Here is a 14,504-nt window from a genome sequence, read left to right as displayed (position 1 = left end):
CAGGGGCGCGATCTGGCCTACTGGGGGCCGGGCGGCCCACCCGGCTGCGCGCCAGGCACCTGATCGAGCGGGGCTTCCCGCCGGCGGCCTGGGTTGATATCGACCCCAACAAGATCGGCCACGTCGTGTGGGGCGCGCCGGTCTGCCCGCCTGAGTGGCTGGATCGCCGGCCGCGCCCGTTCGTGCTGGTCTATGTCACCGCCCACGGCGCGCGCGCGGATGTTGAGGGCCGCCTGGCGGCGCGGGGGTACCTGGCCGGCGAGGATTATCTGTGTGTGGGGTGAGGAGATTGCAGATTGCAGATTGTAGATTGCAGATTGCCGGCAATCTACAATCTGCAATCTACAATCTGCAATTGAGGAGAAGCATATGCCCGATCTGCTGGTGCGACTGTACGCCCTGCCGCCCCTGGAGCCGGCCCTGATTGACCTGGCGGGCCGGGGCGTCGCCATCCGCCGGGCAACGCCGAATGAGGCACCGGCCCTGGCGGCATGGGTGCGCCGCCACTTCCAGGAGGTCTGGGCCGTGGAGTGTGAGACGGCCATGTCCCAGCGGCCGGTGGGCTGCTTTCTCGCCCTGCGGCCGGCCGCCCATGTGCCCGCGCACCCCTACGACCTGACACCCCAGGAGCTGCTCGGCTTCGCCTGCTACGACACCACGGCGCGCGGCATGTTCGGCCCGACCGGCGTCCACCCGGCGGCGCGCGGAGGCGGTGTGGGCGCGGCGCTGCTGCTCAAGACAATGCACGCCATGCGCGAGGAGGGCTACCACTATGCAGTGATCGGCTGGGCCGGGCCGGTGGCATGGTACGAGCGCACGGTCGGCGCGACGGTGATCGCCGGATCGGAGCCGGGCGGCTACGTCGGCGGGCTGATCGACCCGCAGGGGAGCGGGGGGGAGCTTGACGGCTAGTATACCGAATGGTATACTAGCAACCATGGAACGAGACAACCGCGCGCACATCCTTGATCACGCCCTCACACTCTTCGCCGCGCGCGGCTATGACGGCGTCGGCGTGCAGCAGATCTGCGCGGCAGCCGGTGTCACCAAGCCGACGCTCTATCACTACTTTGGCAGCAAGAGTGGCCTGCTGGCGACACTTGTCCAGGAGCGCAGCGCCTCATTTCGGGCCGCCCTGGCTGAGGCCACGGCCTATGCCGGCGACCTTCCCGTCAGCCTGGAGCGTGTCGCCCTGGCCTACTTCGCCTTCGCCACCAGCCAGCCGCTACTCTATCGCCTGCTGATCGGCCTCTGGTTCATTGTGCCCGAGGGCAAGGCCTTTCAGGTCGTGCTGGACATCAACGAGGAGCAGCAGCACTTGGTCGAGAGCCTTTTCGAGCGGGCCGCCGCCGACCACGGCAATATGCGTGGGCGCCACCGCATCTACGCGGCCACCTTCATCGGCACGCTCAACACCTACGCCGGGATCGCCCTCAATGGCTACGGCCAGATCGACGCCGAGGCCGCCCGCCGGGCGATGGGCCAGTTCTCGTATGGGATCTATTCGTAATAGGGCCGAAGCATTCGCCTGATGACTCGGCGCTGCGAAGCTTTCTGTGCCCGCCGAATGCTTTGGTCCTACTGTATACCTACTGGTATGTATAAGGAGCCCCCCATGAACCACTGGTCACAGGACGCCGTGTTCTACCATATCTACCCGCTGGGCCTATGCGGCGCGCCGCAGCGTAACGACCTCAGCGGCCCGCCGAATCCGCGCATGGCCGAGCTGCACGACTGGATCAGCCACATGCACAAGCTGGGCGTGAGCGCGCTCTACCTCGGCCCGCTCTTCGAGTCGAGCGCCCACGGCTACGACACCGCCGACTACTACCATGTCGACCGACGGCTGGGTAACAACCAGACCCTTGTCGATCTCTCGGCGGCCCTGCACGCCGCTGGCATCCGGCTCATCCTCGACGGTGTCTTCAACCACGTCGGCCGCGACTTCTGGGCCTTCCGCGACCTGCTGGCCAACGGCGAGGGCTCGCCCTACCGCGACTGGTTCGTCGGTGTGGACTTCACCCGGCGCAGCCCCTGCGGCGACCCCTTCAGCTACACGGGATGGAACAGCAACTACGATCTGGTCAAGCTGAACCTGGGCAACCCCGCCGTGCGCGAGCACCTCTTCGGCGCGGTGCGCATGTGGTTCGAGCAGTTCGCCATCGACGGCCTGCGCCTAGATGTGGCCGAGGAGATCGACCCGGCCTTCCTGCGTGATCTGGCCGCCTTCTGCAAAAGCATCCGCCCCGACGCCTGGCTGCTGGGCGAGCAAGTTCACGGCGACTATCGCCGTCTGACCGACGGCGCGCACCTCGACTCGGCCACGAACTACGAGCTCTACAAGGGGCTCTACTCTAGCCATAACGACGCGAACTACTTTGAGCTGGCCTACGCACTCAACCGAGAGTTCGGCCCGGCCGGGATCTATCGGGGCCTGCCGCTCTACAGCTTCGCCGACAACCACGATGTAGCGCGGGTGGCCAGCCTACTGCGCGATCCGCGTCACCTCTACCCGCTCTACGCCCTGCTGCTCACCGCGCCGGGCGTGCCTTCGATCTACTATGGCAGCGAGTGGGGCATTGGTGGCGTGAAGGGTGCCGACGACTGGCCGCTGCGCCCGCGCCTGACTCTAGCCGAGGCCGAGCGGGACGCGCTGCACCCCGACCTGCCGGCGGTGATCGCGCAGCTGGCCGCCCTGCGCCACGCCACGCCCGCCCTGCGCCGGGGCGACTACACGCAGCTCCACGTGGCCCACGAGCAGCTGGCCTTCGCCCGGCGCCTCGACGGCCAGGTCGCCATCGTCGCGGTGAACGCGGCGGCCACACCATGTCGCCTGGATCTGCGCGTGGATCTGCCGGACGGCGGCGCGCTGAGCGATGCCCTGGCACCGGGGCGCACAGTCATCGTACGCGGCGGGCAGATCGCGCTAGAGGTGCCGCCGTGCTGGGCGACGGTGCTGGTGAGTCCGTGATTCCTTTTGTAGCGCACTCTTCACCCGGAGATCGCTAGGCGACAACCTGCTGACGCCCATCTGCCTTGATAGGGCGGGCGTACCTCGTGATACAATCGTATCTTGGTTGGCCGCCGTGCCTATGTGCAAGCTATTGTATAGAGGAGCGATGTATGGGTCTGCCGGCGGAGATGCTGATCAATGTGGCGGAGGCGCTGCGCGGGGTTGTGTATGATGGCCCGGCCGCGAGTATCACGAGCGAGCAGCTGAACGTCAACGTGCTGCGTCTCGTCGACGGGGCGTCTATCCCCCAACATGTCAATAACGAGGTTGATGTGCTGGTGGTCGTCATCCAGGGAACGTGCAAGCTGTTTGTGGATAATGAGATGACGGTGCTGCGCCCCGGGATGGCGGCCGTCATTCCGCGTGGCCGTGTGCGCGCCCTGCGCTGCACGATGGGCCCCCTGGCCTATCTGACATGTCACCAGCGACGTGCGCCCCTGATGCCGACGCTGCCGAGCAAGAAAGCAGCCGAGGCCTTCTGATCTCGCATTGGGGGCCGACCTGCAGGTTGGCCCCCAGGGTGTGATGTTCGTTGTGGTGCGATGCGGTATGATGGCACCGGAGCCAAGCTACCGCAGAGGAGCACCCACTATGACCCCTGATGAGTTCCGCCGGCACGGCCACGCGATCGTGGACTATATCGCCGGCTACCGCGAGCGCCTGCCCGCGCTGCCGGTCTGGTCGCAGCTGAAGCCCGGCGAGCTGCGCGCCCAGCTGCCCGCCGCGCCGCCGGACGCAGCCGAGCCCTTCGAGGCGCTGATGGCCGATATGGAGCGCGTGATCGCCCCTGGCCTCTCGCACTGGCAGCACCCGCGCTTCTTCGGCTACTTCCCGGCCAACGCCCACCTGGCCTCGGTGCTGGGCGACATGCTCAGCTCGGGGCTGGGCCAGCTCGGACTGAACTGGGCCTCTAGCCCGGCCCTGACCGAGCTTGAGGAGCTGACCGCCGACTGGATGCGCCAGATGCTCGGCCTCTCCGAGGCCTGGCGCGGCGTGATCCAGGACACGGCCAGCACCAGCACCCTGGTGGCCCTGCTCTGCGCCCGCGAGCGGGCCAGCGAGCACAGCCAGTCCCGCGGCGGGCTCCAGGCCGAGCCGTCGCCCCTAGTGGTCTACGCCTCAGGACAGAGCCACAGCTCGGTGGAGAAGGCCGCCCTGCTGGCCGGCTTCGGCCGCGAGAACCTGCGCCTGGTCGAGATCGACGACGCCTACGCCATGCGCGCCGACTGCCTGGCCGAGGCGGTCGCCGCCGACCTAGCGGCCGGCCGGCGGCCATGCGCTGTGGTCGCCACCGTGGGCAGCACCGGGACGACGGCGATCGACCCGATCGCCGCGATCGCCGAGGTCTGCCAGCAGCACGGGCTCTGGCTGCACGTCGACACGGCCCTGGCCGGCTCGGCCATGATCCTGCCCGAGTGCCGCTGGATGTGGCATGGCGTCGAGGGCGCCGACAGCCTCGTGCTCAACCCGCACAAGTGGCTCGGCGCGGTCTTCGACTGCTCGCTGCTCTATGTGCGCGACCCGCAGCATCTCGTCCGAGTTATGTCAACTAACCCAAGCTACCTCCAGACCAGCGCCGACGGCCAGGCCACCAACTACCGCGACTGGGGCCTGCCGCTGGGGCGGCGCGCCCGCGCCCTGAAGCTCTGGTTCCTGATCCGGCTGGAGGGCGTGGCCGGGCTGCAATCCCGGCTGCGCCGCGACATCGCCAACGCGCAGTGGCTGGCCGATCAGGTGGACGCAACGCCGGGCTGGGTACGGCTGGCCCCCACGCCGCTACAGACCGTCTGCGCGCGCCACGAGCCGCCGGGGCTCGCGGGCGAGGAGCTGGACCGGCACACCCTGGGCTGGGTCGGCCGGATCAACAGCTCGGGGGCGGCCTTCCTGACGCCGTCGATCCTCGACGGGCGCTGGATGGCCCGCGTGAGCATCGGCGCGCTGCCCACCGAGCGCGAGGATGTGGCGGCGCTGTGGGCGCTGATGCGGGAGGAGGCGGGGTAATGTTGAATGCTGAATGTTGAATGTTGAATGATCTGCATTCAACATTCAACATTCAGCATTCGTATGGTCGCACGTTGCCAAATGTGGGCCGCGGCCCGGCGGTCGGGGCAGCCCAGCGCACGGCGTTGGCGATCACGCGCTGCACATCGGCGTGCTTGTAGGTCGGGTAGCTCTCGTGGCCGGGGCGGAAGTAGAAGATCTTGCCGCGCCCGCGGGTGTAGCAGCAGCCGCTGCGGAAGATCTCGCCGCCGTTAAACCAGCTGATAAAGACCAGCGTCTCGGGCACGGGGATGTCAAATCGCTCACCGTACATCTCCTCGGGGCCGACCTCGATCGTCTCGCCGAGGCCTGCGGCGATCGGGTGGCCCGGCTCGATCACCCAGATCCGCTCGTGGTCATTGCCCTCGCGCCACTTCAGGTCGCAGCTGGTGCCCATCAGCCGCTTGAAGATCTTCGAGAAGTGGCCGGAGTGCAGCACAATTAGGCCCATGCCGTCGTGGACGCGGGCGGCCACCCGCTCGACCACCTCGTCGCGAACCTCGCCGTGGGCCTTGTGGCCCCACCAGATCAGCACGTCGGTCTCGGCCAGGGCCTGCTCGCCCAGGCCGTGCTCGGGCTCGTCCAGGGTGGCGGTGCCCACCGTCAGGCCGGGCTGCCCGCGCAGGGCCGCCGCGATCATGGCGTGGATTCCCTCGGGGTAGATCGCCGCGACCTGCGCGCTCTCGCGCTCGTGGCGGTACTCGTTCCATACGGTCACGCGGATTGTTTCGGCCATGAGATCTTCCCTAGGTAGTGTTGCGTGTTGAGTTCCACGCAACACGCAACACGCAACACGCAACACTAAATATGGATCGCCGCGCCGTGCTCCAGCGCGTGGGCGGCCTCGCCGACCGCCTCGTGGAGGGTGGGGTGGGCGTGGATGGTGTGCATAATGCTGGCCCCGGTGGCCTCGTGGCTGAGAGCGATCGCGGCCTCGCCGATCATCTCGGTGGCGTTGGGGCCGATCATGTGGATGCCCAGCACCTCATCGTACTCCTTGTCGGCCACGATCTTGATGAAGCCGAAGCGGTTCTGGCCGATCGCGCGGGCCTTGCCGTTGGCTGAGAAGGGGAACTTGCCGACCTTCACCTCGTAGCCCTTCTCCTTGGCCTTGGCCTCGCTCATGCCGATGCTGGCGATCTCGGGACTGCAGTAGGTGCAGCCGGCGATCTTGCCGTAGTCGATCGGCGTGACGCTCTGGCCGGCCATGTGCTCGACAGCCAGGATGCCCTCGGCGCTGGCCTTGTGGGCCAGCCAGGGCGTGTTGGCCGTGCAGTCACCCACGGCGTAGACGCCCTCGGCGCTGGTGCGCAGGAAGCCGTCCGTCTCGATGAAGCCGCGAGAGTTCAGCGTGACGCCGGCATCCTCCAGGCCGACGCCCTGGGTGTTGGGCAGGATGCCGATCGAGACCAGCACCTTGTCTACGGCGATCTGCTGCGGCTTGCCGGCGCTATCGACTAGCGAGACCACCACCTTCTCGCCGCCCGTGTCGAGGCCCTCGACCTTCACGCCGGCCATCGTCTTGATGCCGCGGCGCTTGAACGCCTTCTCAAGCTCGGCGCTGACCTCCTCGTCCTCGTTGGGCACGATCCGGGGCAGCGCCTCGACGACCGTCACCTCAGAGCCGAAGGCGCGGAACATCGAGGCGAACTCGATGCCGATCGCGCCGGCCCCGATCGAGAGCAGGCTGCCGGGCGTCTCCTTGAGGGTGAGCATGTCGGTGGATGAGAGGATGCGCTGGCCATCGAACGGGGCACCGGGCAGGGGCCGCGGGCGGCCGCCGGTGGAGACGAGGATGTTCTTCGCGGTGAGGGTGCGCTCGCCGCCGGCGGTGAGCTTGACGTGTACGCTGCCTCGGCCAGCCACCACGCCCCACCCGGCCACCACCTCAACCTTATTCTTCTTCATCAGGAAGGCCACGCCCTCGGTGCTGGCCTTGACCACGTTGTCTTTATGCTTCATGGCCCCGGCCAGCTCGAACGCAACATCGCCGACCTTGATCCCGAAGCGCTTGGCCTCGCCGATCTCATCGAGCACATCGGCGGCGTGCAGCAGCGACTTGGTGGGGATGCAGCCAACGTTCAGGCAGACCCCGCCGAGCGGGCCGGACTCGACGATCGCCGCCTTCATGCCGAGTTGCGCGGCTCGGATGGCGGCCACGTACCCGCCCGGCCCCGACCCGATGATCACCAGATCGTAAACAGTATCGCTCACGACTGTCACCTTTCTTTATTTATTCGTTCGCTCCGGAACGAATCAGACGCTATTTGTTGCCAGCAGATACAGTGTGCGGGCAGTGCAGGAGGGAATGGCTTCCCCGGCTGGGCCGTGCCCCTGATCAACGGCGTCAAGCGGGTCGTCTCCGACGTGCCGGTGATCGGCTTCGGGTTGCACGGCGACCACCATCTGGCCGACAGCGTCATCCGCGATGGCAGCGTCGATCTGATCTCTGTCGACCACACCCTGCGCCACGACCCTGACTGGCCGCTGCGGGCGCGCGAGGCGCTTGAGTGAGTGGTTGCGCCCGATCCTATTTCTGGTACAATCTGCCGGGTTGTGGTGGGAGAAGATCTGGGGAGGGCCATGCCCTCCCCTATCCTCTCTTGTGAAGGGGTATGAATGACACGTTCCGCATCGAAGCAGTCGCTGCCGCAGTCTCATAGCCAGGGAGCGTCCCTGGCCGGGCTGCGCATCGGCGACCTGCGGCCCTATATGCTGCTCGCCCTGCTGACAATCCTGGTGATCACGGCGGCCTACGCGGTGCGCCCCGTGGTGCGGATCGATATGGGCGGCGACTATGACTCGGCCTTCCTCCAGGGCTTCAACGCCCGCGAGATCGACGCCGATGGGGCGAGCGAGACCTTCCCCTGGGCCGCCGGGCAGGAGACGCTCACCGTGCCGGGGTACCGCCGGGGTGTCTGGATCGCCACGCTGCGCGCCGCGCCCGGACAGCCCCCCGATATTCTGCGCGAGGCGGCGGTGGCGGTGAACGATGTCCGCGTCGATATGCCCCGCCGCACCGCCGACACGCTCCTGGCCAGCATCCCGCCCGAGCTTAGCGCGGCCCCGAGCCTGAGCTTCAGCCTCGTCTCGCCGCTGGTCGGCGGCGCCCTCCCGCCGAAGGACATCGTCGCCGAGATCGTCTTCGCCCCGGCCCGCACCTACCGCTGGAGCACCGGCGAGAGCAGCATCGTGCTGCCCGGCATCGGCCGCGGCGCGTGGACGGTCGATATGGGCATGGTGACGTCCCACCCCAACGGGCAGCCGGTCGACGCGCGGATCCTCGCGAACGGGAGACTCCTCGCCAGCCTGCCCGACAACCCCGCCCCCCGGCGGGTCCACATCCTGGTCCCGCCCGACGCCCTGAGCGACGGCAGCCTCTCGCTCGACATCCGCGCCAATGTCTACAGCGACCCACGGCCGCTTGGGGTGTTTATCTCTGGGGTGACGGTGGCCCCTGCGGGCGCGGGGGTGCTGCTGCCGCCGCTGGCCGGGCTCGGCCAGGCGCTGGTTGTGGTGCTGGGCATGTACGCCAGCCTGATGCTCGCGCTGGGCGAACGGCCGCGGCCGGCCGGCTGGCGCGGCCCCACGCCGCTGGTCTGGTCGGCGTTCGGCGTGGCAGCGGCCCTGCTGATCGGCGGCTGGGCACTGGGCACCCACCGCTTCCCGAGCAGCTTCATGCTGCCCCGGCTGGCGTGGCTGTCCGCCTGGAGCATCCTGCTTACCCTGGCCGCCCGCCCGATCACCGTCTGGCTCTTCCGGATGGCCCGTGTGCCGGCGGAGCCACGGTCTGGCTTCGTCAGCCTGCTGCTGGCGGTCTTCCTGATCGGCTACTGGCTGAAGGCCGCCGGCATGCTCTACCCCTACTTCACGGCAATCGATGTACACTGGCACATGGATCGGGTGCGCTGGATCCTCCAGGGCCAGCTACCCATGCTCTACGGGGTCAACAGCCCGCTGAATGAGTCGACCATGCCGACGGCCGAGTGGGGCGCCAACCGACCGGTGATCCCCTACTCGCCCTGGTACCACATCTTCGCCACGCTCTTCGCCCTCACGCCGATGTCGATGGAGCTGGCGGCGAATATGTTCAGCCTGCTGCTCGACGCCAGCCGGGTTATCCTGATCGCCCTGATCGCCCGCAAGGCCGGCCTGAGCCAGCGCGGCGCCCTGATCGCGGCCATCACCTACGCGGCCCTGCCGGTCGGCTTCCTGCTGCATATCTGGGGCAATGTGCCCACGGCCTTCGGGCTCTGGCTCACGCTCCTGAGCCACGCGCTGATCCTCGCGCTCTGGGACCGGCTCGGCGAGCGCGGGCCGATGGTCGCGATCTCGGCGGTGCTCCTGGCCACCTTCCTGATCTATACCGTCACCGGCGTGTTCATGGGGGTCTTCCTGGTCGCCCTGACCGCGCTGGTCTGGCTGAACGGGGTGCGGGGCGGGCGCTGGGCCGAGCTGCGCGCCGGCCTGCGACCGCTGTGGGCGGCGGCGGGCGTGGCGATCGCCCTGGCGCTGATCATCTACTACGGCCAGTACATCCCGCCGATCATCGAGCGCACCGTGCCCTATATGCAGACGGTCTTCACCAAGGGGCCCGAGAGCGTCGGCGTCGAGCGACCGCCCTTCAGCGCCTATATGCTCGGCTTCATCCCCCACCTCGACTACCGGATCTGGCCGGGCGACTACCTGTTCTACGGGATCGGCATCCCGATGCTCTTCACCGTGCCCGGCTTCATCGCCCTGCGCCGCCGGCCCCTGGCCTGGATCGTGTTCGCCACCTGGATGAGCGTGGCCGTGCTGTTCATGCTCGCCGGCTACCGCATCTCAATGGTCGACAAGCAGATCTTCTACATGCTGCCGGTGATGTGCGTCTGCTGGGCGGTCTACGCCGACCGCATCTGGCAGCGCGGCCGCTGGGGGCAGGCGGTCATCATCGCCATCCTCGCCCTCTCCCTGGCCACCGCCCTGGGCCAGTGGGTGATGCGGATCTCCATCTCGCCGGTGTCCGGGTGACCGGCCCGACGGCCTCATCTATCGAGCAAGCAATGCCTGATCTCACAAGCGACCTGGAGCGGGCGATCGACCCCTGGCTCCAGCACATGACGTGGCGGCGTGACTACGCGCGCTGGCGCGAGCGGCGGATCAACCAGGAGCTGTACCAGGACGAGCGCCTGGAGATGATCGCGGGCGCGGCCGGCCCGCTGGCGGGCATGCGCCTGCTCGACCTGGGCGCGGGCATGGGCGGATTCGCCGTGGCCGCCGCCCTGCGCGGCGCGCGGGTGGCGGCCAGCGAGTACAACCCGGCCTACTGCGCGATCGTGCGGCTGCGCGCCGAGCGCCACGGGCTCAGCCTGCCGATCTTCAACGCCGCCGGCGAGGCCCTGCCCTTCCCCGACGCCAGCTTCGACACCGTGGTGGCCTGGGATGTGATCGAGCACGTCCAGTCGCCAACAGAGATGCTGGCCGAGATCGCCCGCGTGCTGCGGCCGGGCGGCCACTGCCTGCTCACCGCGATCAACCGGCGGGCCTGGGTGGACCCGCACTACCACATCAGGGGCATCAACTGGCTGCCGCGCCCGCTGGCCGAGGCGATCATCGCCCGCCGCGGCCGGGCCAAGGCCGGGGCCGCCTTCCGCGACATGCAGCGGCTCAGCGAGATGCACTACTTCCACTACGGCCAGTTCGTGCGGCTCTGCGAGCGCCACGGATTCAAGGTGAAGGACCTGCGCCAGGAGCAGCTGCGCCGGGGCGAGCTGCGCAGCCCGAAGCCCAGCCGGCGGGCCGCGCGCGCCGCCCTGCGCGCCCTCGGCCTGGAGGGCCTGGCCTACCGCGCCCAGCGCCGCTGGTATGTGGGCATGTTTGAGCTTGACCTGGAGAAGCTCTAGGCTCCTGAGAATGGGACGGGGTATAATGAACTTCGGCCAGTCAGCAAGCACGTAGAGAGGGCGCTTTATGAAGATCGAGGAGTGTGCAATTAGACGATTTAAGCTCTTTGATCGGTATGATCTGCGCTTTACTAATGCGGCACTTGATGAAATAAGTGATCGCTTCTGTGTTCTTGGCGACAATGGTTCAGGAAAGACCTCGGTTCTCCAGGCTATCGCGATTACGCTTGGCATGGCAACTGGGCGCATTCGTAGTGTGAACGAGTTTGACTGGATCGGCTTTCTTCCTGAGCGCTATATGCGCGGCGGCATGCCCCGTATCGATCTGACGGTGCGCTTTAGCCGGGAGGAGATCGAGGCAACGCGCGAGGCGAGTGCCCGCTGGCGCGACTCGATGCCACAGGACTTCTGGCAGAGCCGAGCCTACCAGGAGCCTGGAGACAGCGAGGTTGTGCGGATCTGGCTTGAGGGCACAAGCCTGCGCTCAGATTCCTACGCGCATCTGCTCCAGTTCCGTGGGCGTCGCTATGTCTCTCATTTGCTAAAGACTGATCCGGCGGCGCGAGATTTATTCGTCGCTCTGCCGGACGTCTTCTGGTTTGATCAGTACCGTAACCTGGCAGTCACTCAGCCAGCACCAGGCGATACCGACACAACCCAGGGTAGTGGCGCCAAAGCCAGCTTTGAGGTTGGCGTCAGCCGATTACGTAGACATCTCAATGGTTGGAAGTTAGCTGAGCAGCAGCGGGGACCCTATCGGCAATCCTATCTCTCGCAGCTTGAGGCGCACTTCCAGCGCGTCTTCCCTGACCGACAGTTCGCCGGTGTCGAGCAGATGTCGCGCATCGCGAACCCGACACCAGAGGATTTCTATTTTCTGATCTCTGATGGTGCTCACGAATACGACATTGCTGAGATGTCGGCAGGCGAGCAGTCAGTCTTTGCGATCCTCTATGACTTTGTTCTGCTTAGTATTGCTAACTCGGTGATCCTCATCGACGAAATTGATCTTAACCTGCATCCGCCGGCGGCCCAACTGCTGGTTCGGTCGCTTCGTCGGATTGGCCCAGACTGCCAGTTCATCTTTACCACGCACTCCGATGCGGTCAGCGCTATTATCAGCCCTGAGGAGACCCACCGGCTGCCGGGAGGCGTGCTGTGCCTATAGGGCTGTTGCTCTGCGAAGGATTTACTCTGTGCACTCGGCCCAGCATTGAGCACATTGAACTTTGGTAATCCAGGGAAGTTTCGTGAGCTCATGTTGAGCAGAATCGAAAACTCGCCTGAACTGGTTTGGGAGTGGCTGCCTGAGTGGCGTGAGTTGCGTAGGCTACTGCAATCAGGTGTCGGGCCTGATGGGCTATAAGGGATGAGTTGTGCCATCTGAGTCAGCGCCAAAGCCGCCTTCCCTATCTACACAGGTCTCGCGCGCGGTGGTCTGGAACACCCTGTTCGTGCCGCTGCGCCTGGTGGCCGAGGTGCTCTCGACCCTGGTCAAGCTAAACCTGCTGACCCAGGCCGGCTACGGGCTGCTGGCCCTGATCAGCGGGGCCAACAATGGCTTCGGCACCGCCGTCGACCTGGGCACCCAGCGCGCCCTGCCCAAGTACATCCCCGAGCTGAACAAGGCCGGCGGGGCGCGCGCCGTGCTGCGCCTGCTGCTGGCCGTCTTCGCCGCGCAGATGGCCGTGCTGCTGGTGATCGCCGTCGGCCTGGCAACCTGGCTGCGCGGGCCCTACCTGGGCACCCTGCGCGACAAGATCCTGGCCGACCCGAAGACCGGCCTGGTCGACCAGCTCCAGCTGCTCGGCCTGCTCGACGGCTACGGCGCCCTGGTGATCGGCGCTATTCTGGCCCTGCTCTTCCTGGGCGTCTGCTACGACATGTTCATGGCCTACCTGAACAGCTTCTTCAAGCAGCGGGCATGGAACAGCATCGCCCTCGCCGCTGGCCTGCTGCCCCAGCTGCTCAGCGTGGCCGCCATCCTCATCCTGCCCGACCAGTGGGATATCCTGGGCGTCTTGGCGGCCACCGTCCTCGCGCCGACGATCGCCGTGGCCCTGGCCGGATGGCAGGTGCTCCGATTGCAGATTGTAGCTTTCAGATTGCAGATTGAGCAGGAGCGCGCGGCCGATGCCAGCGCTGATTCCACCGTCGGCCAATCTGCAATCCCGAGGGCTGCCAGCAGTGAATCGGCCGTCCGCCAATCTGCAATCCAAAATCTAAAATCTGCAATTCCGAAGGGCTTCATCCCCTACACCGGCGTGTCGTTCCTGATGACCGCCACCGACTTTGTGGCCAGCGCGGGCTTCGCGATCTACCTGGCCGGCGACATCGGCGACGTGGCGGTGCTGACGGCGGGCGCGGCCCTGGCCAAGATGGCCCTGGGCTACCTCTACACGCCGATGGTGGGCGTGCAGGTGCCGCTGTTCACGCGGGTGCGCCAGGGCGAGGGCGGCACGCTCAACGGGGCCTACCAGAGCCTGGTGCGGCTCCAGCTGCTGCTCTTCGTGCCCGGCGGCGTCGGGCTGATGCTGCTGGCCCAGCAGGCCCTGCTGGTGATCAGCCCGAAGTACCTGGTGGCCGCGCCGATCGTCTGGGTGCTGGTGCCCTGCCTGTTCATCGAGTCGCTGCTGACCACCGCCCACAACGCCCTGATCGTCTACGAGAAGCTGGGGGTGATCATCATTTCGCGGCTGCTAACCCTGGCGGCGGTGGCCGCGCTGGCCCTGCTGCTGCCGCCGCGCATGGGCCTGCTCGGCGTGGCCCTGGCCTTCGGGCTCTCGCGGGTCGCCGCCGGGGCCTGGGCCACCGGCAGCGGCTACCGCCTGCTCGGCCTGCGCTGGCCCTGGCGCTTCACCGCCCGCGTGCTCGCGGCCACCCTGGCCATGTCGGCGCTCATCCTGGCCGCCCGCGGTCTGCTGCCGCCCCTGGCCGACGGTGCCCTTATCGCCGAGCGCCTGCGCGAGGCCGGGCTGATGTTCGCCCTCGCCGCCGTCGGCGCGGTCGGATTCTTCGTCGCCCTGCGCCTGCTCGGCGGCCTCGACGCCCAGGATAAGGCCCAGCTGCTCAAGCTCAAGCTGCCGCTGAAGCGCTGGCTTGCCAAGCTAATCTGAGCGCCTGCGGCAGCGTGGTACCATACCATCTTTTGTGTTGGCGTGAGCGCCAACACACAAAGAGACCGGCTCCACGCTGTCGCAGACGAACAACTATATGCGTGTCGCGCTCTACAACCTGACCACGACGACCAAGTTCGGCGGCGTCGAGAGCTTCGTCTGGGACCTGGCCCGCGAGCTGGCCGGCCGTGACTACGAGGTAACGGTGATCGGCGGGGCCGGGCCGCGCCGCGAGGCCGCCCCCGGTGTGCGCGTGATCACCTTCCCCTTTGTGCCGCGCGCCTTCTGGCAGGCCATCCCGCCCCTGCGCCGGGCCTACGCCGAGGCCAAGCTGCTGGAGCGGCTGACGATGGCCGTGCCGGCCCTGCCGCACCTGGCCACGGCCGGCTACGATGTCATCCACATCCAGAAGCCCTACGACCTCGGCCCGGCCCTGCTCGCCCGCAAGCT

General features: G+C 67.2%; 13 protein-coding genes and 1 pseudogene. 12 read left to right on the top strand and 2 right to left on the bottom strand.

Going from position 1 to position 14,504, the window contains the following annotated elements:
* The 6 genes and pseudogenes from K2Z83_RS09905 to K2Z83_RS09880 form a co-directional block, all read left to right on the top strand.
* Positions 1–284 (top strand): annotated as a pseudogene (locus K2Z83_RS09905) (glycosyl transferase); the annotation flags it as partial.
* 85 nt (positions 285–369) lie between these two features.
* Complete coding sequence (locus K2Z83_RS09900; protein ID WP_220595019.1) at positions 370–912, top strand: GNAT family N-acetyltransferase; 543 nt, start codon at positions 370–372, stop codon at positions 910–912.
* A 25-nt stretch (positions 913–937) separates the two neighbouring features.
* Positions 938–1,510 carry a TetR/AcrR family transcriptional regulator gene (locus K2Z83_RS09895; protein ID WP_220595018.1) on the top strand — a complete coding sequence of 191 codons (573 nt, stop codon included), beginning with the start codon at positions 938–940 and terminating at the stop codon, positions 1,508–1,510.
* A gap of 105 nt (positions 1,511–1,615) precedes the next feature.
* Positions 1,616–2,971 (top strand): alpha-amylase family glycosyl hydrolase, encoded by a 1,356-nt coding sequence (locus K2Z83_RS09890; protein ID WP_220595017.1) that lies wholly within the window; start codon positions 1,616–1,618, stop codon positions 2,969–2,971.
* Positions 2,972–3,123: 152 nt separating this feature from the next.
* A complete protein-coding gene (locus K2Z83_RS09885) occupies positions 3,124–3,495 on the top strand; it encodes a cupin domain-containing protein (protein WP_220595016.1) in 372 nt (123 codons plus the stop codon).
* Between the two features lie 109 nt (positions 3,496–3,604).
* Positions 3,605–5,014, top strand: coding sequence for a pyridoxal-dependent decarboxylase (locus K2Z83_RS09880; protein WP_220595015.1), 1,410 nt, complete (start codon positions 3,605–3,607; stop codon positions 5,012–5,014).
* A gap of 52 nt (positions 5,015–5,066) precedes the next feature.
* Here the strand turns inward: K2Z83_RS09880 and K2Z83_RS09875 are convergent, their stop codons facing one another.
* Both K2Z83_RS09875 and lpdA read right to left on the bottom strand, forming a co-directional pair.
* Positions 5,067–5,789 (bottom strand): ThuA domain-containing protein, encoded by a 723-nt coding sequence (locus K2Z83_RS09875; RefSeq protein ID WP_220595014.1) that lies wholly within the window; start codon positions 5,787–5,789, stop codon positions 5,067–5,069.
* A gap of 65 nt (positions 5,790–5,854) precedes the next feature.
* Positions 5,855–7,267 (bottom strand): dihydrolipoyl dehydrogenase, encoded by a 1,413-nt coding sequence (gene lpdA / locus K2Z83_RS09870; RefSeq protein ID WP_220595013.1) that lies wholly within the window; start codon positions 7,265–7,267, stop codon positions 5,855–5,857.
* 114 nt (positions 7,268–7,381) lie between these two features.
* Here lpdA and K2Z83_RS09865 point away from each other — a divergent pair, with 114 nt between their 5' ends.
* The 6 genes from K2Z83_RS09865 to K2Z83_RS09840 all read left to right on the top strand — a co-directional run.
* Complete coding sequence (locus tag K2Z83_RS09865; protein ID WP_220595012.1) at positions 7,382–7,567, top strand: hypothetical protein; 186 nt, start codon at positions 7,382–7,384, stop codon at positions 7,565–7,567.
* A gap of 105 nt (positions 7,568–7,672) precedes the next feature.
* Positions 7,673–10,066 (top strand): hypothetical protein, encoded by a 2,394-nt coding sequence (locus K2Z83_RS09860; RefSeq protein WP_220595011.1) that lies wholly within the window; start codon positions 7,673–7,675, stop codon positions 10,064–10,066.
* Positions 10,067–10,098: 32 nt separating this feature from the next.
* Positions 10,099–10,938 (top strand): class I SAM-dependent methyltransferase, encoded by an 840-nt coding sequence (locus K2Z83_RS09855; protein ID WP_220595010.1) that lies wholly within the window; start codon positions 10,099–10,101, stop codon positions 10,936–10,938.
* A gap of 67 nt (positions 10,939–11,005) precedes the next feature.
* Positions 11,006–12,106 carry an AAA family ATPase gene (locus K2Z83_RS09850; RefSeq protein ID WP_220595009.1) on the top strand — a complete coding sequence of 367 codons (1,101 nt, stop codon included), beginning with the start codon at positions 11,006–11,008 and terminating at the stop codon, positions 12,104–12,106.
* Between the two features lie 208 nt (positions 12,107–12,314).
* Entirely contained in the window at positions 12,315–14,054 is a 1,740-nt protein-coding gene (locus K2Z83_RS09845) for a polysaccharide biosynthesis C-terminal domain-containing protein (RefSeq protein ID WP_220595008.1), read from the top strand.
* A gap of 97 nt (positions 14,055–14,151) precedes the next feature.
* Positions 14,152–14,504: glycosyltransferase family 4 protein (locus K2Z83_RS09840; RefSeq protein ID WP_220595007.1), on the top strand; the 353-nt coding region annotated here is incomplete at its 3' end.

It is taken from the genome of Oscillochloris sp. ZM17-4 (assembly GCF_019599295.1).
In the GTDB taxonomy this organism is placed as follows: domain Bacteria; phylum Chloroflexota; class Chloroflexia; order Chloroflexales; family Chloroflexaceae; genus Oscillochloris.
Note: the sequence above shows the minus strand (reverse complement) of the source record. Positions and strands in the feature narration are given on the sequence as shown.